At 71.8% G+C, this 25,989-nt stretch carries 21 protein-coding genes and 1 other RNA gene; 19 read left to right on the top strand and 3 right to left on the bottom strand.

Annotated elements, in window-relative coordinates; all coding sequences use genetic code 11:
• Positions 1–460 precede the first annotated feature (460 nt).
• From ACF07V_RS12105 to ACF07V_RS12120, 4 genes are all read left to right on the top strand, one after another.
• Positions 461–2,197: a serine/threonine-protein kinase gene (locus ACF07V_RS12105; protein ID WP_392153489.1), complete on the top strand. Its 1,737-nt coding sequence runs from the start codon at positions 461–463 to the stop codon at positions 2,195–2,197.
• 107 nt (positions 2,198–2,304) lie between these two features.
• Positions 2,305–3,537, top strand: coding sequence for a serine/threonine-protein kinase (locus tag ACF07V_RS12110; protein ID WP_392153490.1), 1,233 nt, complete (start codon positions 2,305–2,307; stop codon positions 3,535–3,537).
• A 29-nt stretch (positions 3,538–3,566) separates the two neighbouring features.
• The gene (gene prfB / locus ACF07V_RS12115) at positions 3,567–4,670 is read left to right on the top strand and encodes a peptide chain release factor 2 (protein WP_392153492.1); all 1,104 of its coding nucleotides are present in this window, start codon (positions 3,567–3,569) and stop codon (positions 4,668–4,670) included.
• A 382-nt stretch (positions 4,671–5,052) separates the two neighbouring features.
• Entirely contained in the window at positions 5,053–6,051 is a 999-nt protein-coding gene (locus ACF07V_RS12120) for an LPXTG cell wall anchor domain-containing protein (protein ID WP_392153493.1), read from the top strand.
• A gap of 103 nt (positions 6,052–6,154) precedes the next feature.
• Here the strand turns inward: ACF07V_RS12120 and ACF07V_RS12125 are convergent, their stop codons facing one another.
• Positions 6,155–6,337 (bottom strand): hypothetical protein, encoded by a 183-nt coding sequence (locus ACF07V_RS12125; protein ID WP_351191047.1) that lies wholly within the window; start codon positions 6,335–6,337, stop codon positions 6,155–6,157.
• A 235-nt stretch (positions 6,338–6,572) separates the two neighbouring features.
• On the opposite strand from ACF07V_RS12125, the gene ftsE reads away from it, so the two are divergent.
• The 6 genes from ftsE (at position 6,573) to ACF07V_RS12155 (ending at position 11,737) form a co-directional block, all read left to right on the top strand.
• A complete protein-coding gene (ftsE, locus tag ACF07V_RS12130) occupies positions 6,573–7,262 on the top strand; it encodes a cell division ATP-binding protein FtsE (protein ID WP_030692056.1) in 690 nt (229 codons plus the stop codon).
• Between the two features lie 21 nt (positions 7,263–7,283).
• The gene (gene ftsX / locus ACF07V_RS12135; protein WP_392153495.1) at positions 7,284–8,201 is read left to right on the top strand and encodes a permease-like cell division protein FtsX; all 918 of its coding nucleotides are present in this window, start codon (positions 7,284–7,286) and stop codon (positions 8,199–8,201) included.
• 78 nt (positions 8,202–8,279) lie between these two features.
• Entirely contained in the window at positions 8,280–9,458 is a 1,179-nt protein-coding gene (locus ACF07V_RS12140; protein ID WP_392153497.1) for a S41 family peptidase, read from the top strand.
• 18 nt (positions 9,459–9,476) lie between these two features.
• Positions 9,477–10,013, top strand: a complete 537-nt coding sequence (smpB, locus tag ACF07V_RS12145) for an SsrA-binding protein SmpB (protein WP_392153498.1) — start codon at positions 9,477–9,479, stop codon at positions 10,011–10,013.
• Between the two features lie 103 nt (positions 10,014–10,116).
• Positions 10,117–10,510: a transfer-messenger RNA gene (gene ssrA / locus ACF07V_RS12150) on the top strand.
• Positions 10,511–10,654: 144 nt separating this feature from the next.
• The gene (locus ACF07V_RS12155; protein ID WP_392153499.1) at positions 10,655–11,737 is read left to right on the top strand and encodes a hypothetical protein; all 1,083 of its coding nucleotides are present in this window, start codon (positions 10,655–10,657) and stop codon (positions 11,735–11,737) included.
• 4 nt (positions 11,738–11,741) lie between these two features.
• Here the strand turns inward: ACF07V_RS12155 and ACF07V_RS12160 are convergent, their stop codons facing one another.
• Positions 11,742–13,214: an MFS transporter gene (locus ACF07V_RS12160; RefSeq protein WP_392153500.1), complete on the bottom strand. Its 1,473-nt coding sequence runs from the start codon at positions 13,212–13,214 to the stop codon at positions 11,742–11,744.
• Positions 13,215–13,297: 83 nt separating this feature from the next.
• On the opposite strand from ACF07V_RS12160, the gene ACF07V_RS12165 reads away from it, so the two are divergent.
• From ACF07V_RS12165 to ACF07V_RS12190, 6 genes are all read left to right on the top strand, one after another.
• Entirely contained in the window at positions 13,298–14,293 is a 996-nt protein-coding gene (locus ACF07V_RS12165) for a LysR family transcriptional regulator (protein ID WP_392153501.1), read from the top strand.
• Positions 14,294–14,390: 97 nt separating this feature from the next.
• Positions 14,391–15,746 carry a nitrate/nitrite transporter gene (locus ACF07V_RS12170; RefSeq protein WP_392153503.1) on the top strand — a complete coding sequence of 452 codons (1,356 nt, stop codon included), beginning with the start codon at positions 14,391–14,393 and terminating at the stop codon, positions 15,744–15,746.
• An 84-nt stretch (positions 15,747–15,830) separates the two neighbouring features.
• Entirely contained in the window at positions 15,831–16,967 is a 1,137-nt protein-coding gene (locus ACF07V_RS12175) for a uroporphyrinogen-III synthase (protein WP_392153505.1), read from the top strand.
• 87 nt (positions 16,968–17,054) lie between these two features.
• Entirely contained in the window at positions 17,055–19,334 is a 2,280-nt protein-coding gene (locus ACF07V_RS12180) for a HelD family protein (protein ID WP_392153507.1), read from the top strand.
• A 413-nt stretch (positions 19,335–19,747) separates the two neighbouring features.
• Positions 19,748–21,178 carry an NAD-dependent malic enzyme gene (locus ACF07V_RS12185; RefSeq protein ID WP_392153509.1) on the top strand — a complete coding sequence of 477 codons (1,431 nt, stop codon included), beginning with the start codon at positions 19,748–19,750 and terminating at the stop codon, positions 21,176–21,178.
• A gap of 312 nt (positions 21,179–21,490) precedes the next feature.
• Positions 21,491–21,772 carry an HU family DNA-binding protein gene (locus ACF07V_RS12190; protein WP_015033921.1) on the top strand — a complete coding sequence of 94 codons (282 nt, stop codon included), beginning with the start codon at positions 21,491–21,493 and terminating at the stop codon, positions 21,770–21,772.
• Positions 21,773–21,912: 140 nt separating this feature from the next.
• Here the strand turns inward: ACF07V_RS12190 and murA are convergent, their stop codons facing one another.
• A complete protein-coding gene (gene murA / locus ACF07V_RS12195) occupies positions 21,913–23,253 on the bottom strand; it encodes a UDP-N-acetylglucosamine 1-carboxyvinyltransferase (RefSeq protein WP_351191071.1) in 1,341 nt (446 codons plus the stop codon).
• A gap of 279 nt (positions 23,254–23,532) precedes the next feature.
• Between murA and ACF07V_RS12200 the strand changes: the two genes are divergently transcribed.
• The 3 genes from ACF07V_RS12200 (at position 23,533) to ACF07V_RS12210 (ending at position 25,988) form a co-directional block, all read left to right on the top strand.
• On the top strand, positions 23,533–24,093 hold the full coding sequence (locus ACF07V_RS12200; RefSeq protein WP_392153511.1) for a YqgE/AlgH family protein: 561 nt from the start codon (positions 23,533–23,535) through the stop codon (positions 24,091–24,093).
• A gap of 30 nt (positions 24,094–24,123) precedes the next feature.
• Complete coding sequence (locus tag ACF07V_RS12205; RefSeq protein WP_015033918.1) at positions 24,124–24,411, top strand: DUF3039 domain-containing protein; 288 nt, start codon at positions 24,124–24,126, stop codon at positions 24,409–24,411.
• Between the two features lie 233 nt (positions 24,412–24,644).
• Positions 24,645–25,988: an extracellular solute-binding protein gene (locus ACF07V_RS12210; protein ID WP_392153514.1), complete on the top strand. Its 1,344-nt coding sequence runs from the start codon at positions 24,645–24,647 to the stop codon at positions 25,986–25,988.
• Position 25,989 lies beyond the last annotated feature (1 nt).

Consider the following 25,989-nt stretch of genomic DNA (forward strand, 5'->3'; position numbering starts at 1 on the left):
GATGGCCCGGCAGGAGGGAACCGCCCTGTGTCTCCCCCCACCCGGCACGGACGCGTCGCCCGGTACAGGTCGGCACGGCGCGGGGGCTCCCGACCCCGTCGATGCGACGTGCTGTAGGCATCCTCGCACCTGCCACCGACAACACGCCCGCGGGTCGGCCACAAGTGATCTTGAATGGTCGGGCCTGGACGAGAAATAGCCTGGTTGGGCATGCCTTCGGAGCATGCGTGGCAACCGTCGCCTCCCGTGGAGCGTCTTCTTCCGGACAAGTTCGGTTCGCCGGGGACCTCCGGCGAGGCCCGGACACGGCATCGGAATCGGCCTGTGGACGACCGGCCTGCGACCCGTTCGGCGGCACTAAAGTGGGCCGGACACCCGGACGGGGTCACAACAGAGGACAGGGACCCCGGGGACAGCTCAGGAACCACCCCAGGACCACGATCAGCAGGGAGCGCGTGACGTGCGGCCTATCGGCAGCAAGTACCTGCTCGAGGAGCCGCTCGGCCGCGGCGCCACGGGCACCGTCTGGCGAGCCCGCCAGCGGGAGACGGCGGGCGCCGAGGCGGCCGTGCCCGGCGAGCCCGGCGAGACCGTGGCGATCAAGGTCCTCAAGGAGGAGCTGGCCAACGACGCGGACATCGTGATGCGCTTCCTGCGCGAGCGGTCCGTGCTGCTCCGGCTGACCCATCCGAACATCGTGCGCACCCGTGACCTGGTCGTCGAGGGCGATGTCCTCGCCCTCGTCATGGACCTCGTCGAGGGCCCCGACCTGCACCGGTACATCAGGGAGAGCGGCCCGCTCACCCCGGTCGCCGCCGCGCTCCTCACCGCCCAGATCGCCGACGCGCTCGCCGCCAGCCACGCCGACGGGGTCGTCCACCGCGACCTCAAGCCGGCGAACGTGCTGCTCGCCGAGCAGGGCGGCCAGATGCACCCGATGCTGACCGACTTCGGCATCGCGCGCCTCGCCGACTCCCCGGGCCTGACCCGCACCCACGAGTTCGTCGGCACGCCCGCGTACGTGGCGCCCGAGTCCGCCGAGGGCCGCCCGCAGACCTCCGCCGTCGACATCTACGGCGCGGGCATCCTCCTCTACGAGCTGGTCACCGGCCGGCCCCCGTTCGCGGGCGGCACCGCCCTGGAGGTCCTCCACCGGCACCTCAGCGAGGAGCCGCGCCGCCCCTCCACCGTGCCCGGACCGCTGTGGACGGTGATAGAGCGCTGCCTCAGCAAGAACCCGGACCAGCGGCCGAGCGCCGTGAACCTCGCCCGCGGACTGCGCGCCGTCGCCGCCGGCATCGGCGTGCACGCCACGCCCGCCCAGATCGAGGCGGCCGAGGGCGTCGGCGCGCTCCTCGCCCCCGACCCGGCGCCCGCGCCGGTGCCGGGGACCCCCGAGACCCCGGGTGCCGCCGACCCGACCCAGGTGCTCCCCTCCGGCGCCGCCGGGGCCGGGATGCCCCCGCAGTACGACCCCGCCGCCGCGACCAGCGTCATGCCGGCCGGCGGACCGGCGGGCGCCGCCGACCCGACGGCCGTCATGCCCCCCGTACCGCAGAATCCGCCGGCCGAGGACCCGCACCCCTGGCAGAGCCAGCTGCGGCAGGTCCGCGACCGCAACGAGCAGACCCAGGTGCAGTACCTGGACCCGAGCGACGACCCGCTGCGCCGCCGCCCGCAGCGCCGGCCGCAGCCGCCGCAGGACGCCCGGCCCGGCGCCTACGGCCAGCAGCCGCCGCAGGACGCCAGGCCCGGCGCCTACGGCCAGCAGCCGCCGCAGCCCTACCAGCAGCAGCGCCCGGCCCCACAGCGGCCGCAGCAGCCCCAGCCGTACCAGCAGCAGCCGCAGCAGTACGCGCCCCCGCCGCCCCCGCAGCAGTACGCGCCGCCCCAGCAGCAGTACACGCCGCCGCAGTCGCCGCCCCAGGCGCCCACGCCGCGCCCGCCGCGCCAGCGCAGCGCCAACCCGGTCCACATCCCCGGTCTCGGCTGCCTCAAGGGCTGCCTGATCATGATCGTCCTGTTCGTGGTCGCCGGCTGGCTCGTCTGGGAGCTCACCCCGCTCCAGGACTGGGTCGCCCAGGGCAAGGGCTACTGGGAGGCCATCGGCGACGGCATCTCGACGGTCACCGACTGGATCTCCTCGATCGGCGAAGCCACCGGTTCCGGGGGTACTACCGGCGGTACAGGGCAGTAACACTGCCGATTTGTCGACTTCCGAGGGGTGATTTCCCCTCGGAGGTCGAGACCGGCGGCCGTGGACGCGTAGCTTTGTCGAGAACCGCAGCCGCTGAGGGAGCAGTCTTGGCACGGAACATCGGCAGCCGCTACACCGCCCACCAGATCCTCGGGCGGGGCAGCGCCGGAACGGTGTGGCTCGGCGAGGGACCCGAAGGGCCCGTCGCCGTCAAACTGCTGCGCGAGGACCTGGCCTCCGACCAGGAGCTCGTCGGCCGCTTCGTCCAGGAGCGCACCGCCCTGCTCGGCCTCGACCACCCCCGGGTGGTCAAGGTCCGCGACCTCGTCGTCGACGGCACCGACCTCGCCCTCGTCATGGACCTCGTCCGCGGCACCGACCTGCGCACCCGCCTCGACCGCGAGCGACGCCTCGCGCCCGAGGCCGCCGTCGCGATCGTCAAGGACGTCGCCGAGGCCCTCGCCGCCGCGCACGCGGCCGGGGTCGTCCACCGGGACGTCAAGCCGGAGAACATCCTGCTCGACATGGAGGGCCCGCTCGGCCCAGGCGGCGCCCACCCCGCCCTCCTCACCGACTTCGGCGTCGCCAAGCTGATCGACACCCCCGGCCGCACCAAGGCCACCCGGATCATCGGCACCCCCGACTACCTGGCCCCCGAGATCGTCGAGGGCCTCCCGCCGCGCGCCGCCGTCGACATCTACGCCCTCGCGACCGTCCTGTACGAGCTGCTCGCCGGCTTCACCCCGTTCGGCGGCGGCCACCCCGGCGCGGTCCTGCGCCGCCACGTCACCGAGACGGTCGTCCCGCTGCCCGGCATCCCCGAGGAGCTGTGGCAGCTGATCGTCCAGTGCCTCGCCAAGGCCCCGGCCTCCCGGCTGCGCGCCTCCGAGCTCGCCGCCCGCCTGGGCGACGTCCTGCCGCTGCTCAAGGGCATCCCGCCGCTCGACGTCGACGAGCCGGACGCGGAGCCGGCCCCGGAGCCGTACGAGGAGGACACGTACGCCACCGGTACGGGCGCGGGCGAGCCCGGCCCGCGCCGCGCCGCCGTCCCGCTGGTCCCCGGCGCCTCCGCCGACTCCAACCGTGACACCCACACCTCCATGCGGGTCCCGGCCCCCGACGAGCTCTCCGGCGGCCCCCTGGGCACCGCCCGCGCCCCGCGGCCCGCCGGGGCCCGCCGCCCGGGCTCGGCCCGCCACAAGGCCGTCCGCAAGCGCCGTATCACCCTCACCGTCGCGGCGGTCGTGATCGCCGGCGCGCTCGGCGCGGGCGGCTACCTGGCGGCCTCCGGGGACGCGGAGGCCCCGCCGCAGGACTCCAAGCAGTCCTCCCTGCCGTAGGAGCGGCGGCGAGCCGTTACGCTGGACGCGTGGCAGTCGTCGATGTATCCGAAGAGCTGAAGTCCCTCTCCTCGACCATGGGGTCGATCGAGGCCGTCCTGGACCTCGAGAAGCTGAGGGCCGACATCGCCGTGCTCGAAGAGCAGGCCGCGGCCCCGTCCCTGTGGGACGACCCGGAGGCGGCGCAGAAGATCACGAGCAAGCTTTCGCACCTCCAGGCCGAGGTCCGCAAGGCCGAGACCCTGCGCGGCCGGATCGACGACCTCGCGGTGCTCTTCGAGCTCGCCGAGGAGATGGACGACCCGGACACCCTCGCCGAGGCCGAGACGGAGCTGACCTCCGTCCGCAAGGCCCTCGACGAGATGGAGGTCCGCACCCTCCTGTCCGGCGAGTACGACGAGCGCGAGGCCCTGGTCAACATCCGGGCCGAGGCCGGCGGCGTCGACGCCTCCGACTTCGCCGAGCGGCTCCAGCGCATGTACTTGCGCTGGGCGGAGCGCCACGGCTACGCGACGGAGATCTACGAGACCTCGTACGCGGAAGAGGCGGGCATCAAGTCCACCACCTTCGTCGTGAAGGCCCCGTACGCCTACGGCACGCTCTCCGTCGAGCAGGGCACCCACCGGCTCGTCCGCATCTCGCCCTTCGACAACCAGGGCCGCCGCCAGACGTCCTTCGCCGGCGTCGAGGTCCTGCCGGTCGTCGAGTCCTCGGACCACGTCGAGATCGAGGAGTCGGACCTGCGCGTCGACGTGTACCGCGCCTCGGGCCCCGGTGGCCAGGGCGTCAACACGACCGACTCGGCCGTGCGCATCACGCACCTTCCGACCGGCATCGTCGTCTCCTGCCAGAACGAGCGCTCCCAGATCCAGAACAAGGCGAGCGCCATGAACGTCCTCCAGGCCAAGCTCCTGGAGCGCCAGCGCCAGGAGGAGCGGGCCAAGATGGACGCCCTCAAGGACAGCGGCAGCTCCTGGGGCAACCAGATGCGTTCGTACGTGCTCCACCCGTACCAGATGGTCAAGGACCTCCGTACGGAGTTCGAGGTCGGCAACCCGCAGTCCGTCCTGGACGGCGAGATCGACGGCTTCCTGGAGGCGGGCATCCGCTGGCGCAAGCAGCAGGACAAGTAGTCCCCTCGGTCGTACGCCACTGGGCCCCGTACCTCTCGGTGCGGGGCCCAGTGCCGTACCCCGGCCTTCCGCGTATTCGCTGACGCAAGCGGAAGCGAGGTCGTCGGGGCGCTTTGTCGACAAGGGAACTGCCCTCGCCGGGCCCGGAGTTCCGGGTTTACGTCACAGTTGCATCGTCGCATGTCGGTCACCTGGTGATCTTTCGGGCATCGCACGCGCAACGACCTTGACGCCTCATCGGAAACTCGGAAGGGTGGCGTACTGGCATGCGCTTTTCTGGGACGCGTGTGAACGGGGGCCGGTCCAGTCGTGACACACCCCTGCTGCGCGGGGCCACGAGCGCTGCCCCATGACGAGATGAGCTACTGGGGGTAGCAGCCAGATGACCAACAAGACGCGAGTCCGCCTGGTGCGGGTCGCGGCCAGTGCCGTGATCATCGCCGGTGCGTCCCTGACGGCGGCCGGTGCCGCGCAGGCCGTCGGCGGATTCGGAACCGACTCCAACCAGGCGCAGGTGGATCTCGGGATCCAGTCGGAGAGCGACACCGAGGGCAACACGATCCTCGGCGGTGTCTCCGGCGGCGCGGCCGCCGATGGCGGTGCCGCCGACGGCGGTGCGGCCGCTGATGGCGGTGCGGCTGCCGATGGCGGTGCGGCCGCTGACGGTGGCGCCGCTGCCGATGGTGGTGCCGCTGCTGACGGTGGTGCGGCTGCCGATGGCGGTGCGGCCGCTGACGGTGGTGCGGCTGCCGATGGCGGTGCGGCCGCTGATGGTGGTGCCGCTGCTGACGGCGGTGCGGCCGCTGATGGTGGTGCCGCTGCTGACGGCGGTGCGGCTGCCGATGGCGGTGCGGCCGCCGACGGTGGCGCGGCGGCTGACGGTGGTGCCGCTGCCGACGGTGGCGCGTCCTCCGACGGTGGTTCGTCCTCCAGCGGCGCGGCCTCCAACGGTGGCTCGTCCTCCAACGGTGGCGCGGCCTCCAACGGCGGTTCGTCCTCCAACGGCGGTTCGTCCTCCAACGGCGGTTCGTCCTCCAACGGTGGTTCCTCCACCGTGACGGGCGGTGGCTCGTCCACCGACGGCGGTTCCTCCACCACCGGCGGCTCCACCACCACCAGCGGTGGCTCGTCCACCACCGGCGGCGCCGGCACCTGCACCGTCGACCTCGACGGCGCCGAGTGCGTGGACACCCCGAACAACACCGACCCCGACCAGGGCGGCTCGCAGCCCGTCCAGCAGGGGCAGGCGAAGGAGGAGCTCGCCGAGACCGGTGCGGCCGAGACCTCGTTCCTGATCATCGGTGCCGCGACGATGATCGCCGGCGGCATCGGCTTCCGGATGCTGCCGCGTCTCGTCGGCGGCGGTCGCGCCGCCGTCTGACGCACCCGCGCGGGCGCGTAGACGCATGACGAAGGGCCGGGGAGCATGCTCCCCGGCCCCTTTCGCGTGGTTCGGGCTCGTGTGGGCTCCGTATGCCCTCCGGTCAGGCCGCCTGCACCGCGGCGAGCAGTGCGATCGCCGCAAGCAGGGCGACCGCCAGCGTCAGCAGCATCGCGGGCGACAGCCCCTGAGGGGTCAGTCGCTCCCGGTTCGCGCGGCAGACGGGGCAGCGGCCCTCGGCGACCGGGGCCGCGCAGTTGGCGCACACCAGTCGGTCGTAGGTCATGCGCTCTCCTCCTCCCGCACTGGGGTACACACCAGGACAACGCCCGGAGGGGTCCGGACGTTCCCCCTACCACTGTGCCAGCTCCGCGGCGTTTCGGCGCGCCCCGCCCGATTGCCCGCCTTCCGTCCGCAAGGGCGAAAAGGATAAACGTCGCAAGCCAGGACCGCGACTGCGCGGGCCATCCCCGGTCGCGTAAGGTCACGCACACCTACTCCCGGCCGACCGTGGTGCATCCGTGATCCGATTCGACAACGTCTCCAAGTCCTATCCGAAGCAGAGCCGCCCCGCCCTCCGGGACGTCTCTCTGGAGATCGAGAAGGGGGAGTTCGTCTTCCTCGTCGGTTCCTCCGGCTCCGGAAAGTCGACTTTCCTGCGACTGCTCCTGCGCGAGGAGCGCGCCAGCCAGGGGCAGGTGCACGTCCTCGGCAAGGACCTGGCCCGGCTCTCCAACTGGAAGGTGCCGCAGATGCGGCGCCAGCTGGGCACCGTCTTCCAGGACTTCCGCCTGCTGCCCAACAAGACCGTCGCCGAGAACGTGGCCTTCGCCCAGGAGGTCATCGGCAAGCCGCGCGGCGAGATCCGCAAGGCCGTGCCGCAGGTGCTCGACCTGGTCGGACTCGGCGGCAAGGAGGACCGGATGCCGGGCGAGCTCTCCGGCGGTGAGCAGCAGCGCGTCGCCATCGCCCGGGCCTTCGTCAACCGGCCGATGCTGCTGATCGCCGACGAGCCCACCGGCAACCTCGACCCGCAGACCTCCGTCGGCATCATGAAGCTGCTCGACCGGATCAACAGGACAGGGACCACCGTCGTCATGGCGACCCACGACCAGAACATCGTCGACCAGATGCGCAAGCGCGTCATCGAGCTCGAAAAGGGCCGCCTCGTCCGCGACCAGGCGCGCGGCGTCTACGGCTACCAGCACTGACGGCGGGGGATCCAGAACACCATGCGCGCTCAGTTCGTGCTCTCCGAGATCGGTGTCGGTCTCCGGCGCAATCTCACGATGACCTTCGCCGTCATCGTCTCCGTGGCCCTCTCGCTCGCCCTCTTCGGCGGCGCGCTGCTCATGCGCGAGCAGGTCAGCACGATGAAGGACTACTGGTACGACAAGGTCAACGTCTCCATCTTCCTCTGCAACAAGGCGGACGCGGCCACGGCGGCCAAGTGCGCCAAGGGCGCCGTCACGGGCCAGCAGATGGAGCAGATCGAGGCCGACCTGAAGAAGATGGACATCGTCGAGTCCGTCCAGCACGAGTCGGCCGACGAGGCGTTCAAGCACTACAAGGAGCAGTACGGCGACACCGCCATCGCCTCCGTGGTGACGCCGGACCAGATGCAGGAGTCGTTCCGGGTCAAGCTCAAGGACCCGGAGAAGTACAAGGTCGTCGCCACGGCCTTCGCCGGCCGCGACGGCGTCGAGTCGGTCCAGGACCAGCGGAACATCCTGCAGAACCTCTTCGACCTGATGAACGGCATGAACATCGCCGCCCTCGGCGTCATGGGCCTCATGCTGGTCATCGCGCTGATGCTGATCGTCAACACCGTCCGCGTCTCGGCCTTCAGCCGCCGCCGCGAGACCGGCATCATGCGGCTCGTCGGCGCGTCCAGCTTCTACATCCAGATGCCGTTCATCATGGAGGCCGCGTTCGCCGGACTCCTCGGCGGCGGCGTCGCCTGTGTGCTGCTGCTCGTCGGCCGGTACTTCCTGATCGACCACGGCATCGCGCTCGCCGAGAAGATGCAGCTCGTCAACTTCATCGGCTGGGACGCCGTCCTCGCCAAGCTGCCGCTGGTGATCGCCATCGGCCTCCTCATGCCCGCCGTGGCCGCCTTCATCGCGCTGCGCAAGTACCTGAAGGTGTGAGAAGACACTTCCGACGGTGGATGGCGTCGTACGGCCAAAGCCCGTGCGGCGCCATCGCCTTGTCCTAGAGTGGGCGCCATGCCGGCCGGGCCCGCCCCACTCTGTATCCGGCCCCGCGGAGTCGTCCGCGGGGCCGTTCTGACGTTGGTCTTCACCGGCGTCCTCGCCACCGCCGCCGCGACCGGCGCGCTGCCCCGGCAGGAGTCCGCGGGCGCCGAGCGGCGGACCGCCCCGGCCCGTACGCCGGACGGCGCGACCGTCGACAGTGCCGCGCTCAGCCGCGCCGCCGCCGCGGCCATGGCCGACGGGAAGTCGGGCAAGCAGGCCGCGGAGGAGTTCGTCAGCCGCAGCGGGGACCGCTGGGGCGCGGTGTACGACAAGAAGGAGTACGCCGAGTTCGAGCAGGCCCTCGACGGCGCCTACACGGGGGTCGGGCTCTCCGCCGGCCGGACCGGCGCGAGCGGGGTCCGGGTGACCCGCGTGCGGTCCGGCGGCCCCGCCGACAAGGCCGGCCTGCGGACCGGCGACCGGCTCGTCTCCGTCGACGGACGCCCGGTCGAGGGGCTCTCCGTCTCCGAGGTCGTCTCCCTGCTGCGCGGCGACGGCGTCGCCGGCTCGGCCGTCGCCCTCCGGGTCGAGCGCGGCCGCTCCTCCTGGACGCAGACGCTGCACCGGGCCCGGCTCGCGACGGACCCGGTGACCGTCCGCCGCCTCGACGACGGGACCGTACTGATCCGGGTCGCCGCCTTCACCAAGGGCGCGGGCACACGCGTGCGTGACGCGGTACGGGCCGCCCCGGCCGGCGCGGGGGTCCTCCTGGACCTGCGGGGCAACTCCGGCGGCCTGGTGGCGGAGGCCGCCGTCGCCGCCTCCGCCTTCCTCGACGGTGGTCTCGTCGCCACGTACGACGTGAAGGGCGACCAGCGGGCCGTGTACGCGGAGGACGGCGGCGACACCGGCAGGCCCCTGGTGGCGCTGATCGACGGGGGCACGATGAGCGCGGCCGAGCTGCTCACCGGAGCCCTCCAGGACCGGGGCCGGGCGGTCACCGTCGGCTCGCGGACCTTCGGCAAGGGCTCGGTCCAGATGCCGAGCGCGCTGCCCGACGGCTCCGTCGCCGAGCTGACCGTCGGCCACTACCGCACCCCCGCCGGGCACGCCGTCGACGGCCGCGGCATCACGCCGGACCTGGCGGTGGGGGATCGGGCCGAGGAGCGGGCGAGAACGGTATTGAGTGGCCTCGGAGGGGGCTCGTAGTGCGAAAATGAGCGCACTATGGCAAAGGGACTCGTGAACGTGCAGGGCAAGCCTGCGAAGAAGACGGACAAGGCGCCGGAGCGCAAGCTCATCGCGCAGAACAAGAAGGCGCGGCACGACTACCACATCATCGACACCTACGAGTGCGGTGTGGTGCTCATGGGCACCGAGGTGAAGTCGCTGCGCATGGGGCGGGCCTCGCTGGTCGACGGCTTCGTCCAGATCGACGGCCACGAGGCGTGGCTGCACAACATCCACGTGCCCGAGTACATGCAGGGCAGCTGGACCAACCACCACGCGAAGCGGAAGCGGAAGCTGCTGCTGCACCGGGCCGAGATCGACAAGCTGGAGTCGAAGTCGCAGGAGACGGGTCACACGATCGTGCCCCTCGCGCTGTACTTCCTGAACGGCCGGGTGAAGTGCGAGATCGCGCTGGCCAAGGGCAAGAAGGAGTACGACAAGCGCCAGACCCTGCGGGAGAAGCAGGACACGCGCGAGACGAACCGGGCGATCGCGGCGGCCCGGCGGAAGCAGCGGGCGGCGCAGAGCGCGTAGCGCCGCGCGCCTCCCGCCGTTAATACGCTGGCAACCGCACCCGTCGGTCACGTACGATGGCACCAGCACCCCACAGAGGGTGCGACCTTTGAAAAAACAACATGGGGATGATCGGTTTCGACAGCGGATGTCGAAGCAGTGGGAAGCGTGTCGAGGAAGCGGCAATGATCTCGTAAACCATATGTCGCAACCAATAATCGCCAACACCAAGAGCGATAACTCCCGCTTCGCCCTCGCTGCCTAATTTTAGGTAACGAACAGAAGCCTCTGTGAGGAGCGTCAGCCCGGGGGTGGTCCCGACCCGGATCCTGGCGTCATTCAGGGATCTAAACCTCCAGCCCCGGTCACGGGGGTTGGAGGGAAATCAAACAGTGACTGAGCCCGTTCCGGACTTGTCTGGGTGATCCGGAGGGCTGAGAAACTCGTACCAGACTGCACACGGAGAAGCCCTGATTCTGCACCGTTGGACGCGGGTTCGATTCCCGCCATCTCCACTCATCCCATGTGGGCACAGGCCCGGTGGTCGCGCGAGCGACTGCCGGGCCTTTGTCATGCCTCCGGTCCACCCTCTTGTGGGCTTGGTCTGGACCTGACACTCTGCGGTCGCCGCCCCCCAAACCACGGCACTCCCGGAGGTACGTATGCGTCACAGACCCCTCGCGGTCCTGCTCATGCTCCTCGCCCTCCTCGTCCCCGCCACCCTGCCCGCCGGGGCCGCCGCGCCCGCGCCCGTGCAGGTCTACGGCGCCTGGCACTGCGGGGACGACTACTGCACCTGGTCCACCGTCCGTGACGTCGCCGAGTTCGACGCCAAGAACCACTGGCTGATCGACCGCGGTGACGGACGGCCCTCCGTGAACCTGGTCGTGCTCAGCTTCGTCGAACCGCTCAAGCTGCTGCACCGCACCACCGACGCCACCACCGCGAACGGCGTCCCCGTCGGCATGAGCCGCGAGATCGTCCAGTACTTCACCTCGCGCGGGATCCGCGTGATGCTCTCCATCGGCGGGATCACGTACACCGACGAGTGGGACGCCGCGCTCGCCGAGGACGCCGGCCGGCTGGGGCTCAACGCCGCCGCCGTCGCCGCCGACCTCGGGGTCGGCATCGAGATCGACTACGAGCAGAACACCGACCCGAACCTCGCCGGGCTCCAGGCCTTCATCGACGCCTACCGGTCCGTGCACCCGTACGACGCCGGCGGCACGGACCCGGCCGCGCGGCTCACCATCGACACCGCCGCCGGTGACCGCTGGCTCATCGACATCAACCGCAAGGCCACGGCCGACTGGCTGCGCACCGACAGGCCCGTGCTCGACTACGCCAACGCGATGGTGACCGCCCGGCCCACCTCCGCGAGCTCGCACATCGCGAACTGGCAGGAGCACCTCGACGGCAAGTCCCAGTTCTCGCCGCCGGTCGCCCCGCTGGCCCCCGCCAAGTTCACGGCCGGGCTGTACCTCGCGTACGGCCGCAGCCCGCTGCCCGAGTGCACCGACTTCGCGAACTCGCTGCAGAAGGCGACCGGGGACTGGGTGCGCAACGCCGCCCCCAACGGGGCCGGGACCACCCCCGGGCTGCTCGGCTACATGTTCTGGGCCGCCGAGAAGCCGTCCACGCGTGGGCTCGGGACACAGGAGCCCGACGGCTGCGAGGGCGGCGCCGGGGCCGGAGCCACCTCCTTCGGGGTGCAGGTGCCGATGTCGCCGCTGCGCCAGAGCTAGGAGGTCAGACCCGTGCGCGGCGGCCCACCCCGGTCGCCGCGCACAGGGCCAGGGCCACCGCCGCCGCCGTCACCGGGATCAGGAAGCCGAAGGAGGCGAAGGGGGCGTGGTCGGCGGCCCAGCCGCCGGTGGCCGAGCCGGTCGCGATGCCCGCCAGGAGGGCGGTCACCGCGAGGGTCATGCCCTCGTTGAGCTGGGACGCCGGCGTGAGGCGCTGGACCAGGCCCATGCCCGTCACCATCGTCGGGGCCGTCGCCATGCCCGCCACGAGGAGGCCGGCGGCCAGCGCGGGCAGGAAGCCCGTAGAGGCGGCGAGCAGCGGCATCGCCATCAGGACGGTCATCGCGGCCAGGCAGGTGCGGAGGCGGGCCGTCCGGCGGGCGCGGCCGTAGAGGAGGCCCGCCGCGCCGGAGCCCGCCGCCTGCAGGGCCAGGATCGGCCCCGCGACCGGACTGTCCACGTACGCGAGGGTGACCACCTCCATGGAGCCGAAGACCGCCCCCGTGGCGAGGAAGACCGCGAGCAGCGGAGCCATGCCGGGGGCGCGCAGCGGGGAGCCCGCGGTGGTGCGGGGGGCGACCGGGGGTTCGGTGGAGCGCTGGGCGGCGAAGACCAGGACGCCGCCGAGGAAGAGGGCGGCCGCGGTGAGCGTGCCCGCCTCCGGGAAGAGCGTCGAGCAGAGGACGGCGGCGAGCACCGGGCCGAGCATGTAGCAGAGCTCGTCGGCGGCCTGCTCGAAGGCGTTCGCGGTGTGCAGCGCGTCCGGTTCGTTCCGGAGGAGGTGCGCCCAGCGGGCCCGCGACATGCCGCCCGTGTTCGGGGTGGTCGCGGTGACGGCGGTCGTGAGGAACAGCGCCCAGACGGGGGCCTTCTCGTGGACGCAGAGCACCAGGACCAGACTGCCGAGGACTGCGTAGGCGGTGGCCGGGACCGCGATCCTGGCCTGGCCGTACCGGTCGACGAGCCGGGCGATCAGCGGTCCTGTGACGGAGCCGACGGCGAGGCCGGTGGCGGTGACCGCGCCGGCCAGGGCGTAGGAGCCGTACGTCGCCGAGATCATGATCACGACGCTGACGCCGAACATGCCGCTGGGCAGTCGGGCGATCAGGTTCCCGGCGGTGAAGGCGCGGGTGCCGGGGTGGGAGAAGAGGCGGAGGTAGGGGTTGGCCGACCGCCTCGCGGGGAGGGCGGACCTGCCGGATCGGCCGGGGAGGTCGGGCTCCCCGGGGGCGCCGGGGAGGGCGGGCCTGCCGGATCGGCTCCCGGGCCCGCCGGGGCGGGTGTGCTTCGCGGGGTCGCCGGGGAGGGCGGGCCTGCCGGATCGGCTCCCGGGCCCGCCGGGGCGGGTGTGCTTCGCGGGGTCGCCGGGGAGGACGGGCTTCCTGGGTTCTCCGGGGAGCGCGGGGGGTGTTCGGTCGCGGTAGCGGGGGGCGAGGGCCGGGCCCGCCGGGGTGAGGGTGAGGTCCGGTTGCGGCATGGATCCAGGTTCCGTGGGCAGGGCTCTGCCGGTCCAACACCTTCTCCGTGGCCATTCACGCACCCGTGTTGTTAGATGCGGTGATGGCCTCCCCGTACGACACCGACCCGCGGCTGCTCCGCGCCTTCACCGCCGCCGCCGAAGAGCTGCACTTCACCCGCGCCGCCGCCCGCCTCTACGTCGCCCAGCAGGCCCTCAGCCGCGACATCCGGCGCCTGGAACGGGAGTTGGGCACCGAACTCTTCGTACGAACCACCCGGCAGGTCGCCCTCACCCCGGACGGCGAACGCCTCCTCCCGTACGCCCGCCGGGTCCTGGCCGCCCACGACGAGCTGAGCGACGCCTTCCGCGCCGCGCCCCGGCCGCTCCTCGTCGACCTCAACAGCCCCGGCCTCGCCCCGGAGGACGTCCTGCGCCGGGCCCGCGAACTCGCCCCGGAACAGGAGCTGATGGCCCGCTACGAGAGTGGACTCACCGGAGCCGTGCAGGAGATCCTCGCCGGGCGGATCGACACCTCCTTCGGCCGGTACGGAGGGCTCGACGCCCGGCTCCGGGCGCGCCTCGACTTCCAGTTCGTCCGGTACGAGCCGATGGCCGTGATCCTCCCCGAGGACCACCCGCTCGCCGGCCTGCCCGAGGTGCCGCTCGCCCGCCTCGCCGGAGAGCGGATCTACGCCGGCGCGGGCAATGACCGCACACCCGAGTGGACCGACCTCGCCGCCCGCCTCTTCGCCGGCCGGGACATCGCGATCGCGCCACCCGCGCCGCTCGCCGTCGGCAAGGAGGAGTTCCGCCGGCTCATGGCCAAGTACCGCGACCCGGTGCTCGCCGTCGTCGACTTCCCGGCGATGCCGGACTGCGTGATCCGGCCACTCGTCGACCCCGTCCCCCTCTCACCCGTGAGCCTCGTGTGGCGCAGGGGACTCCGCCACCCCGGTCTGGACGCCCTCCGCCGGGCCGCCGCGGAGCTGGGCGCCCGGGAGGGCTGGCTGGAACGCCCGCCCGGCTCCTGGCTCCCCGAGGGAGAGCCGGGGCTGCCCGCGCAGGGGGCGCTCACAGGCCCCGCGCGCTCCGGGTGAGAGCAAGGTTCCGCCACCGTCACCTCACGGCACCGGCCTGAAACGCGCCCTTCCTACCGTCGGTCGCATCAGGGATCCGACTCCGTGGAGGTGCGAGATGGGTGGCCGCTGGATCGAACGCTGGGAACCGGAGGACGAGACCTTCTGGCGCGAGAAGGGAGAGCGGATCGCGCGGCGCAATCTGCTCTTCTCCGTGCTCTCCGAACACATCGGCTTCTCCATCTGGAGCCTCTGGTCGGTCATGGTGCTCTTCATGGGCCCGCAGTACGGGGTCGACCCGGCCGGCAAGTTCTTCCTGATCGCCACGGCGACCTTCACCGGCGCGCTGATCCGCATCCCGTACACCTTCGCCGTCGCCCGCTTCGGCGGCCGCAACTGGACGGTCTTCAGCGCCCTGCTGCTCCTGCTGCCCACCGCCCTCGCCTTCACGGTGATGCGGCCCGGCACCTCGTACACCACCTTCGTCCTCGTGGCGGCGCTCACCGGCGTCGGCGGCGGCAACTTCGCCTCCTCGATGACCAACATCAACGCCTTCTTCCCGCTCCGGAAGAAGGGCTGGGCCCTCGGCCTCAACGCCGGCGGCGGCAACATCGGCGTCCCCGTCGTCCAGCTCGTCGGCCTCCTCGTCATCGGCACCGCCGGCGCCCTCCACCCGAGGATCGTGCTCGGCGTCTACCTGCCGCTCATCGTCGTCGCCGCCGTCTGCGCCGCGCTGTTCATGGACAACCTCGCGCCCGTGAAGAACGACACCGGCGCCGCGAAGGAGGCCGTGAAGGCCCGCCACACCTGGATCATGGCCTTCCTCTACATCGGCACCTTCGGCTCCTTCATCGGCTACAGCTTCGCCTTCGGACTCGTCCTCCAGACCCAGTTCGGACGGACCCCGCTCCAGGCCGCCTCGCTCACCTTCATCGGCCCCCTGCTCGGCTCCCTCATCCGGCCCGTCGGCGGCACCCTCGCCGACCGGCACGGCGGCGCCCGCATCACCCTGTGGACCTTCGCCGCGATGGCCACCGCCACCGCCGTCGTGATCTACGCCTCCGTGATCGAGTCCCTCGCCGTCTTCCTCGTCGGCTTCATCGGGCTCTTCGTCCTCAGCGGACTCGGCAACGGCTCCACGTACAAGATGATCCCGGCGATCTTCCTCGCCCAGGGACACCGCAAGGGCCTCGCGGGCGAGGCCGCCGAAGCCTACGGACGACGGCTCTCCGGGGCCTCCATGGGCCTCATCGGCGCCGTCGGAGCGCTCGGCGGACTCGGCATCAACCTCGCCTTCCGCCAGTCCTTCCAGACCGCCGGCACCGGTACCGCCGCCTTCGTCGCCTTCCTCGCCTTCTACGCGGCCTGCATGGTCGTCACCTGGGCGGTATACCTTCGGGCCCCGGCCGCCGTCCCCGCGACCGCCGAGGCGGTCACGGAGCCGGAGCCCCGGTCCGGCTACGCTCGGGTGTGACCCCTCATGAGCGGCGCGGACCGTAACGACCAGGAAATACGGGCGAACCGAGACCGTCACGCGTCCCCGTCAGGCTCTGGACCCATGGACGAGCAAGAACACGGCCCCCTCGCCGGCTTCACCGTCGGCGTCACCGCGGCCCGCCGAGCCGACGAGCTGATCGCGCTGCTGCGCCGGCGCGGCGCGGCCGTCGTCCACGGCCCCGCCCTGCGGATCGTCCCGCTCGCCGACGACACCGAACTCCTCGCCGCCACCAAGGAACTCATCGGCCACGCCCCGGACGTCGTCGTCGCCACCACGGCGATCGGCTTCCGGGGCTGGATCGAGGCCGCGGAGGGCTGGGGGTACGGGGAGGAGCTCCTCGCCGTCCTGCGGGAGGTCGAGCTCCTGGCCCGCGGGCCGAAGGTCAAGGGAGCCGTACGGGCCGCCGGACTCACCGAGTCCTGGTCGCCCTCCTCGGAGTCCATGGCCGAGGTCCTCGACCGGCTCCTCACGGAGGGCGTGGCGGGCCGCCGGATCGCGCTCCAGCTGCACGGGGAGCCGCTGCCGGGCTTCGTGGAGGCGCTCACCGCCGGCGGGGCCGAGGTCGTGGGCGTCCCCGTCTACCGCTGGATGCCGCCCGAGGACATCGGGCCCCTCGACCGGCTCCTCGACGCCACCCTCGCGGGCGGGCTCGACGCGGTGACCTTCACCAGCGCGCCGGCCGCCGCGTCGCTGTTCTCCCGGGCGGCGGAGCGGGGCGTACGGGACGAACTCGTCGCCGCGCTCCGGCACGACGTGCTCGCGGTGTGCGTCGGGCCCGTGACGGCGCTGCCGCTCCAGGCCGAGGGCATCGACACGTACCAGCCCGAGCGCTTCCGGCTCGGGCCGCTCGTCCAGCTCCTCTGCCGGGAGCTGCCCGGGCGCGCGCGGGTCCTGCCGGTCGCCGGCCACCGTGTCGAGGTCCGCGGGCACGCGGTCCTCGTCGACGGCGCCCTGCGGCCCGTCCCGCCCGCCGGGATGGCCCTCCTGGACCTCCTGGCCCGCCGGCCCGGCTGGGTCGTCTCCCGGGCCGACCTCCTCCGTGCCCTGCCGGGCGCGGGCCGCGACGAACACGCCGTGGAGACGGCGATGGCCCGCCTCCGCACGGCCCTCGGCACGCCGAAGCTGATCCAGACGGTGGTGAAGCGCGGCTACCGGCTGGCGCTCGACCCTTCGACGGAGGAGAAGTACGACGGGTAGCCCCCGCAGGCGCCCCGCGCCTGACACCGGGCCCCCCTGTGGCGTACGCTCGACGGCTGCCCAGTGCACGTGAGAAGGGGGCCTTAGGTGGCCGCGCAGGAAGCCGTGGACACGGTCAGAGACCGTGAGATCGGTGTCGAGCAGGAACATCTGGATCAGGTCTACCGCCGACTGGAGGAGAAGATCCACGAGGCGGAGTTCCTGATGAACGACGCCGCCCAGCGGGGTCAGGTCGGCACGCCCGGCGCCCTCGCCGAGCGGGACGCCCAGGTCTTCCGGGCCGGCATCCACCTCAACCGGCTCAACAACGAGTTCGAGGACTTCCTCTTCGGCCGGATCGACCTTCTGTACGGGAAGGACGGGAAGAAGGGCCCCGACGGCGCCTACACCTCCGTCGAGCCCGCCGAGGACGCCGTACGCCCCGACAACACCGCCGACATCGGCGAGACCCTGCACATCGGCCGGATCGGCGTCCTCGACTCCGACTACGCCCCGCTCGTCATCGACTGGCGGGCGCCCGCCGCCGCGCCCTTCTACCGGTCCACCCCCGTCGACCCCGGCCGCGTCGTGCGCCGTCGCGTCATCCGCTCCAAGGGCCGCCAGGTCCTCGGCGTCGAGGACGACCTGATGCGTCCCGAGCTGCGCGCCACCCTCGACGGCCGCGAGCTGCCCGTGATCGGCGACGGTGCCCTGATGGCCGCCCTCGGCCAGGCCCGCAGCCACACGATGCGGGACATCGTGTCCAGCATCCAGGCCGAGCAGGACCTCGTCATCCGCGCGCCCGCCGCCTCCGTGACGTACGTCGAGGGCGGGCCGGGCACCGGGAAGACGGCCGTCGCCCTGCACCGCGCCGCCTACCTGCTCTACCAGGACCGGCGGCGGTACGCGGGCGGCATCCTCATCGTCTCCCCGACCCCGCTCCTCGTCTCGTACACCGAGGGCGTCCTGCCCTCCCTCGGCGAGGAGGGGCAGGTGGCCATCCGGGCCGTCGGTTCGCTCGTCGACGGGGCCGAGGCCACCGCGTACGACGAGCCCGCCGTCGCCCGCGTCAAGGGCTCCTCCCGCATGGTGCACGTGCTGCGGAAGGCGGCCAGGGGCGCCCTGGAGAGCCCGGACGCCCCGCAGCTCCTGCGCGTCGTCGCCTTCGGGCGGCGGCTCGAACTCGAAGCCGACGAGCTCCGGCGCATCCGCCACAACGTCCTCGGCGGCACCGCCCCCGTGAACCTGCTCCGGCCCCGTGCCCGGCGGCTCCTCCTCGACGCGCTGTACGGCAAGTCCGGCGCCGCCGGCCGGCACAGCGACCCCGAGCTCGCCGCCGAGCTGCGTTCCTCCTTCGACGAGGACGTGTCGACGGAGGACTCGTTCCTCGGCTTCCTCGACGCCTGGTGGCCCGAGCTCACGCCCCGCCAGGTCCTCGACGCGATGGCCGACGAGCGGCGGCTCGGCCGCTGGGCCCGCCGGATCCTCAACCCGGGCGAGGTGCGGCGGCTGGCGCGTTCGCTGCGCCGCCGGGAGCTCTCCGTCCACGACGTCGCCCTCCTCGACGAGCTGAACACCCTGCTCGGCGCCCCGGCCCGGCCCCGCAAGAAGCGGGAGTACGACCCGCTGGACCAGCTCACGGGCCTGGAGGAGCTGATGCCCGTACGGGAGGAGACCCAGCGGGAGCGGGCCGAGCGGCTCGCCGCGGAGCGCACCGAGTACGCGCACGTGATCGTCGACGAGGCCCAGGACCTGACGCCCATGCAGTGGCGGATGGTCGGGCGGCGCGGCCGGCACGCCACCTGGACGGTCGTCGGCGACCCGGCGCAGTCCTCCTGGTCGGACCCGGACGAGGCCGCGGAGTCCCGGGACGAGGCCCTCGGCTCCCGGCCGCGGCGCCGCTTCGAGCTCACCGTGAACTACCGGAACCCGGCGGAGATCGCCGAGCTCGCCGCCAAGGTCCTCGCGCTCGCCATGCCGGGCATGGAGTCGCCGCGCGCGGTCCGCTCCACGGGCGTCGAGCCCCGCTTCGTATCGGTGCCGGAGAAGGGTGATCTGGCCGAAACCGTACGTTTGGAAGCGGAGCGGCTCCTCACAGAGGTGGAAGGAACCGTCGGTGTCGTCGTCGCCATGAACCGGCGGCAGGAGGCCGCGCGCTGGCTCGCCGGGCTGGGCGACCGGGTGGTCGCCCTGGGTTCCCTGGAGGCGAAGGGGCTCGAGTACGACGCGACGGTGGTCGTCTCGCCCGCCGAGATCGCGGACGAGTCCCCGGCCGGCCTGCGGGTGTTGTACGTGGCCCTCACCCGGTCCACGCAGGCGCTCACGGTGCTCGCGGGCGACCGGGACATGCCGGACGGGGCGGGGGTCCCGGACCTGCTGCGGGACTGACCGGAACAGGCCGCCGCGGCACCGGCCGTTCAGGGCCGCGGCGCCGATTTCAGGTCAACCTGTGGCGCTGGAATCGCCGGGCAGAGTGGTTTGTTAGCCTTGTCGTGGCACCGGCTCGATCCAAGCCCCCGGGCCCAACCTTCGTCCCTCAGAGGGACCACTTGCCGCGAGGCGAGCATGGCGGGTCGGTGCCACTTAGATGTATGTACAAAGTTGAGGCTCCTGTCACCTCCGGGTGACGGGAGCCTCTTCTGTTTCACTACGACTTCTCGTATGGTGGAAACTACTTTCCGAAAACAAAATGACCGTATTACCTGCTACCGGCAGGTAGGTGCGACCATCGGAGGGCGCCGCCAGGCAACCAGCCGGGGCGGCGTAGCAACGAAGCTCAGGGAAAGCAGAGGAACTCGGCCATGGCAACGGCGCCCAGCGTCTCGTACTCGATGACGGTCCGGCTGGAGGTTCCCGCGAGCGGAACCGCGGTCTCCCAGCTCACCACGGCGGTGGAGTCCCACGGCGGATCCGTCACCGGCCTCGACGTGACCGCCTCCGGCCACGAGAAGCTCCGCATCGACGTCACCATCGCGGCCACCTCGACCGCGCACGCCGACGAGATCGTCGAGCAGCTGCGCACCATCGAGGGCGTCGTGCTCGGCAAGGTCTCCGACCGTACGTTCCTGATGCACCTCGGCGGCAAGATCGAGATGGCGTCGAAGCACCCCATCCGCAACCGTGACGACCTCTCGATGATCTACACCCCGGGCGTCGCCCGCGTGTGCATGGCGATCGCCGAGAACCCCGAGGACGCCCGCCGCCTCACCATCAAGCGCAACACCGTCGCGGTCGTCACCGACGGCTCCGCCGTCCTCGGCCTCGGCAACATCGGCCCGATGGCCGCGATGCCGGTCATGGAGGGCAAGGCGGCCCTGTTCAAGCGCTTCGCCGACATCGACGCCTGGCCGATCTGCCTCGACACCCAGGACACCGACGAGATCGTCGCGATCGTCAAGGCGATCGCCCCCGGCTTCGCGGGCATCAACCTGGAGGACATCTCCGCGCCCCGCTGCTTCGAGATCGAGGCCCGGCTGCGCGAGGCCCTCGACATCCCCGTCTTCCACGACGACCAGCACGGCACCGCCATCGTCGTCCTCGCCGCCCTCACCAACGCGCTGCGCGTGGTCGGCAAGGGCATCGGCGACGTACGGGTCGTCATGTCCGGTGCCGGCGCCGCCGGTACGGCCATCCTCAAGCTGCTGATCGCGGCGGGCGTGAAGCACGCCGTCGTCGCCGACATCCACGGCGTCGTGCACGCGGGCCGCGAGGACCTCGTGGACGCCGCGCCCGGCACTCCGCTGCGCTGGATCGCCGACAACACCAACCCCGAGGGCGTCACCGGCACCCTCAAGCAGGCCGTCGTCGGCGCGGACGTGTTCATCGGCGTCTCGGCCCCGAACCTGCTGGGCGCGGAGGACGTCGCCGCCATGGCCGAGGGCGCCATCGTCTTCGCGCTCGCGAACCCCGACCCGGAGGTCGACCCGGCCGCCGCGCGGCAGACCGCCGCCGTCGTCGCCACCGGCCGTTCGGACTTCCCGAACCAGATCAACAACGTGCTCGTCTTCCCGGGCGTCTTCCGCGGTCTGCTGGACGCCCAGTCCCGTACCGTCAACACGGAGATGATGCTGGCGGCGGCCACCGCCCTCGCCGACGTGGTCACCGAGGACGAGCTCAACCCGAACTACATCATCCCGTCGGTCTTCAACGACAAGGTCGCCGGCGCGGTCGCCGGAGCCGTCCGGAACGCGGCGAAGGCCGCGGGCTCGGGCACGGCGCCCGGCGGGCGCTGACGGCGCGTCGCGATTCGCGGAGCCGTAAACCCGCCTTTAGGGTGGCGTTTCGGCTCCGCGCGGTTCGCGCGGTGTCGACAGAACGTCACCACCACGGGGCTCGGGCGCTTTTCGTGTGACCCGCGGGGGTGCCGGATTGGCGTTCCCGCCGCTGGTGGGGGCAGGATGCGTGTTTGGGCGCGAGGGTCTGTCGTTTGACCCGGGTCCGGGGACTGTCCGAGGGCCCTGGCAGCATCGGCTTCGCTGTACCCAATCGCGCGGCTTCCGCCGCGTGGCACGCCTCACAGGCAAGAAGAACACGGGAGTAACAACATGAACCGCAGTGAGCTGGTGGCCGCCCTGGCCGACCGCGCCGAGGTGACCCGCAAGGACGCCGACGCCGTGCTGGCCGCTCTCGCCGAGACCGTCGGTGAGGTCGTCGCCAAGGGTGACGAGAAGGTCACCATCCCCGGCTTCCTGACCTTCGAGCGCACCCACCGTGCCGCTCGCACCGCTCGTAACCCGCAGACCGGCGACCCGATCGACATCCCGGCCGGCTACAGCGTGAAGGTCTCCGCGGGCTCGAAGCTCAAGGAAGCCGCCAAGGGCAAGTAAGGCTGCCTAGAGGCGCCGGAAGGGCGGCCACCCTGTCAGGGGGTGGCCGCCCTTCCGTTCGCCCGGCAGAACGCGCTGTACGCGCGCGTGGGGCCCGTCGCATCCCGTGCGACGGGCCCCACGCGCGCGTACGGACGGGCTCAGACCAGCGCGCTGCCCGGCAGCTCGACCTTCGCGCCGAGCTCCACGAGCTTCTCCATGAAGTTCTCGTAGCCGCGGTTGATCAGGTCGATGCCGTGGACCCGGCTCGTGCCCTGGGCCGCGAGCGCCGCGATCAGGTACGAGAAGCCACCGCGCAGGTCGGGGATGACCAGGTCGGCGCCCTGCAGCCTGGTCGGGCCCGACACGACCGCCGAGTGCAGGAAGTTCCGCTGGCCGAAGCGGCAGTCGGAGCCGCCGAGGCACTCGCGGTACAGCTGGATGTGGGCGCCCATCTGGTTCAGCGCGGAGGTGAAGCCGAGCCGGGACTCGTACACCGTCTCGTGGACGATGGAGAGGCCGGAGGCCTGCGTCAGGGCCACGACCAGCGGCTGCTGCCAGTCCGTCTGGAAGCCGGGGTGCACGTCCGTCTCCAGGTGGATCGCGTTGAGCGAGCCGCCCGGGTGCCAGAAGCGGATGCCCTCGTCGTCGATCTCGAAGGCGCCGCCGACCTTCCGGTACGTGTTGAGGAAGGTCATCATCGAGCGCTGCTGGGCGCCGCGCACGTAGATGTTGCCCTCGGTCGCGAGCGCCGCCGACGCCCAGGAGGCCGCCTCCAGGCGGTCCGGGAGCGCCCGGTGGGTGTAGCCGTCGAGGCGGTCGACACCGGTGATCCGGATGGTCCGGTCGGTGTCCATGGAGATGATCGCGCCCATTTTCTGCAGGACGCAGATCAGGTCCTCGATCTCGGGCTCCACGGCCGCGTTCGACAGCTCGGTGACGCCCTCGGCGAGGACGGCCGTGAGCAGCACCTGCTCGGTCGAGCCGACCGAGGGGTACGGCAGGCGGATCTTGCAACCGCGAAGGCGCTGCGGGGCCTCCAGGTACTGTCCGTCGGCGCGCTTCTCGATGGTCGCGCCGAACTGGCGGAGCACGTCGAAGTGGAAGTCGATGGGCCGGCCGCCGATGTCGCAGCCGCCCAGGCCCGGGATGAAGGCGTGGCCGAGGCGGTGCAGCAGCGGGCCGCAGAAGAGGATCGGGATGCGCGACGAACCGGCGTGGGCATCGATGTCAGCGACGTTCGCGGACTCGACGTGCGTCGGGTCGAGGACGAGCTCGCCGGGCTCCTCGCCGGGGCGGACCGTCACTCCGTGCAGCTGGAGCAGCCCGCGGACGACGCGGACGTCACGGATGTCGGGAACGTTGCGCAGGCGGCTGGGGCCGCTGCCGAGCAGGGCGGCGACCATCGCCTTGGGCACGAGGTTCTTCGCGCCGCGGACGCGGATCTCGCCCTCCAGCGGGGTTCCGCCGTGGACAAGCAGGACATCGTCTGTGCCGGTCATGAATCTCGCGTTCCGAAAGTGGGGTCCGACGGGTGGCCAGAGAAAAGGGTAAGGGGCCATGAGACCTCGTTCGGGTGCCTCATGGGGCCTGTCAGATGTAATGAATTCGGCACAACACCCTCTGTTTCCATGATCTTGCGGAGCGTCACCGTCCGCTTGTCCCCGAGGGGCGGTCCGCCGCCGCGGTCCCGTCCGTCCTGAACTGCGGTGGTCCCCGCCTTCCCGCCATCCCGTCCGACAACCCCCCGCGAACGCCGAAGATGCGGGATCATGTGTCGCATGACCGAGGTGTCCTCGCTCACAGGACGGCTGCTCGTGGCCACCCCCGCGCTGGCGGACCCGAATTTCGACCGCGCGGTGGTCCTGCTGCTCGACCACGACGACGAGGGCTCGCTCGGCGTCGTCCTCAACCGGCCGACCCCCGTCACCGTCCTCGACATCCTCGCCCCCTGGGCCGCCCTCGCGGGCGAGCCCGGCGTCGTCTTCCAGGGCGGCCCCGTCTCCCTCGACGCGGCCCTCGGCGTCGCCGTCATCCCCGGCGACGAGGGTCCCCTCGGCTGGCGGCGGGTGTACGGCGCGATCGGCCTGGTCGACCTGGAGACCCCGCCCGAGCTGCTCGGACCGGCGCTCGGCTCGCTGCGGATCTTCGCCGGATACGCGGGCTGGGGCCCCGGCCAGCTGGAGTCCGAGCTCGGCGACGGAGCCTGGTACGTGGTCGAGTCGGAGCCCGGCGACGTCTCCTCGCCGCGCCCCGAGACGCTCTGGCGGCAGGTGCTGCGGCGGCAGCGCGGCGAGCTCGCGATGATCGCGACGTACCCGGACGACCCGTCCCTCAACTGAGGGCCACGGCTTTCAGTACCCTTGGCGGTTATGAGCACTCTCGAGCCCGAGCGCGGGGCAGGTACGGGAACCCTCGTCGAGCCGACGCCGCAGGTGTCCCACGGTGACGGCGACCACGAGCGCTACGCCCATTACGTCCAGAAGGACAAGATCATGGCGAGCGCCCTCGACGGCACGCCCGTCGTGGCGCTGTGCGGAAAGGTCTGGGTGCCGGGGCGCGACCCCAAGAAGTACCCGGTCTGTCCGATGTGCAAGGAGATCTACGACTCCATGGGCGCCGGCGGTGGCGACAAGGACAAGGGCGGCAAGGACAAGTAGTCGTGCTGTCCTGACGTCGGGGCAAGCCCTTCGCGGCCCCCGTCGCGCGTACTTCGGTACGTGCGACGGGGGCCGCTTCGCGTTGCACGGGCTGCTTTCGCCGGTCACGAAGTGGTCGAGGTGGTCGAGACCTCTTGTCTGCCCGCCCGGGGCGCGCCTAACCTCACGCGTGTTGTGCAGAGCGAAACGCTCATTGCGCATGTTGCAACGCACGCATTCGGAGGGGACCCGTCATGAAGTTGCCCGCCATCCCCCGAGTTCTCGGCTTCGCTCGAGCAGGGGGGACCCCCGTCACCGCCACCGCCGCCGCGCTCCTCCTCGCCGGCCTCACCGCCACCGCCTGCGCTCCCCAGACGTCCGGCGGTACGGCCACGGCCGACGAGAAGAGCGGAACCCTGCGCGTCTGGCTCTTCCAGGAGGTGAGCAACAAGCCCAAGGAGCAGGTCGTCCGGCAGGCCGTCGCCGCCTTCGAGAAGAGCCACGCGGGCGCCAAGGTCGAGGTCGAGTACATCCCCGTCGAGACCCGCGCCCAGCGCGTCAAGGCCGCCTTCAACGACCCCGCGTCGGCGCCCGACCTCATCGAGTACGGCAACACCGACACCGCGGGATACGTCAAGGACGGCGGACTCGCCGACATCAGCGCCGAGTTCGCCGCCTGGAACGAGGCCAAGGACACCGACCCCACCGCCAGACAGTCCGTCACCGTCGGCGGCAGGATCTACGGCGCCCCCCTCTTCGTCGGCGTCCGCGCCCTCTACTACCGCACCGACGTGTTCCGGGAGCTCGGCCTCGCCGCCCCCAAGACCCAGGCCGAACTCGTCTCCACCGCCCGGAAGATCCGCAAGGCCAGGCCCGAGCTGTACGGCATCGCCGTCGGCGGGGCCTACACCTACGGCGCCATGCCCTTCGTCTGGGCCGCGGGCGGCGAACTCGCCACCGCCCGGGGCGACTCGTACGAGGCCGCCGTCGACAGCGAGGCCGCCCGCAAGGGCATCAGCACGTACGCCTCGCTCTTCGGCGACGACAACTGCCCGACCGCCAAGTGCGCCCAGATGGGCGGCAACGCCACCGTCACCGCCTTCGCCTCCGGCAAGGCCGGCATGGCCATCGGCGGCGACTTCAGCCACGCCGCCGTCGAAGCCGGCACCGTCAAGGGCAAGTACGCCGTCGTGCCACTGCCCGGCACCACCCCCGGCTCCATCGCCCCCGCCTTCGCCGGCGGCAACAACATCGGCGTCCTGAGGAGCACCTCCCACCGCACCCTCGCCGTCGACCTCCTCAAGTCCCTCACCGGCAAGGACACCCAGGGCAAGCTGTTCGACGCGATGGGCTTCCTGCCCACCTACACCGACGTCCGCACCGCCGCCGCCCGGCGGCAGCCCTTCGTGAAGCCCTTCATCGACACCCTCGGCGCCGGCACCAGGTTCGTCCCCGCGTCCCCCGGCTGGGGGCAGATCGACGCCTCCCTCGTACTGCCCACGATGTTCCAGGAGGTCGTCAGCGGCCGTAAGGACGTCGCCACCGCCTCCGGCGACGCCGCGAAGAAGATGGACGCGGCCTTCGCGACGGCGGGCTGAG

The sequence above is a fragment of the Streptomyces sp. NPDC015661 genome (assembly GCF_043077765.1).
In the GTDB taxonomy this organism is placed as follows: domain Bacteria; phylum Actinomycetota; class Actinomycetes; order Streptomycetales; family Streptomycetaceae; genus Streptomyces.

Excerpts from the sequence above, each read along its gene's own strand:
- ACF07V_RS12185 (WP_392153509.1), top strand. The coding sequence starts at position 19,748 with ATGGCAACGGCGCCCAGCGTCTCGTACTCGATGACGGTCCGGCTGGAG.
- ACF07V_RS12140 (WP_392153497.1), top strand. The coding sequence starts at position 8,280 with ATGCCGGCCGGGCCCGCCCCACTCTGTATCCGGCCCCGCGGAGTCGTC.
- ACF07V_RS12165 (WP_392153501.1), top strand. The coding sequence starts at position 13,298 with ATGGCCTCCCCGTACGACACCGACCCGCGGCTGCTCCGCGCCTTCACC.
- ACF07V_RS12210 (WP_392153514.1), top strand. The coding sequence starts at position 24,645 with ATGAAGTTGCCCGCCATCCCCCGAGTTCTCGGCTTCGCTCGAGCAGGG.
- ACF07V_RS12200 (WP_392153511.1), top strand. The coding sequence starts at position 23,533 with ATGACCGAGGTGTCCTCGCTCACAGGACGGCTGCTCGTGGCCACCCCC.
- ftsX (WP_392153495.1), top strand. The coding sequence starts at position 7,284 with ATGCGCGCTCAGTTCGTGCTCTCCGAGATCGGTGTCGGTCTCCGGCGC.
- ACF07V_RS12155 (WP_392153499.1), top strand. The coding sequence starts at position 10,655 with ATGCGTCACAGACCCCTCGCGGTCCTGCTCATGCTCCTCGCCCTCCTC.
- ACF07V_RS12175 (WP_392153505.1), top strand. The coding sequence starts at position 15,831 with ATGGACGAGCAAGAACACGGCCCCCTCGCCGGCTTCACCGTCGGCGTC.
- ACF07V_RS12120 (WP_392153493.1), top strand. The coding sequence starts at position 5,053 with ATGACCAACAAGACGCGAGTCCGCCTGGTGCGGGTCGCGGCCAGTGCC.
- ACF07V_RS12125 (WP_351191047.1), bottom strand. The coding sequence starts at position 6,337 with ATGACCTACGACCGACTGGTGTGCGCCAACTGCGCGGCCCCGGTCGCC.
- ACF07V_RS12190 (WP_015033921.1), top strand. The coding sequence starts at position 21,491 with ATGAACCGCAGTGAGCTGGTGGCCGCCCTGGCCGACCGCGCCGAGGTG.
- ACF07V_RS12170 (WP_392153503.1), top strand. The coding sequence starts at position 14,391 with ATGGGTGGCCGCTGGATCGAACGCTGGGAACCGGAGGACGAGACCTTC.
- ACF07V_RS12160 (WP_392153500.1), bottom strand. The coding sequence starts at position 13,214 with ATGCCGCAACCGGACCTCACCCTCACCCCGGCGGGCCCGGCCCTCGCC.
- smpB (WP_392153498.1), top strand. The coding sequence starts at position 9,477 with ATGGCAAAGGGACTCGTGAACGTGCAGGGCAAGCCTGCGAAGAAGACG.
- murA (WP_351191071.1), bottom strand. The coding sequence starts at position 23,253 with ATGACCGGCACAGACGATGTCCTGCTTGTCCACGGCGGAACCCCGCTG.
- ACF07V_RS12205 (WP_015033918.1), top strand. The coding sequence starts at position 24,124 with ATGAGCACTCTCGAGCCCGAGCGCGGGGCAGGTACGGGAACCCTCGTC.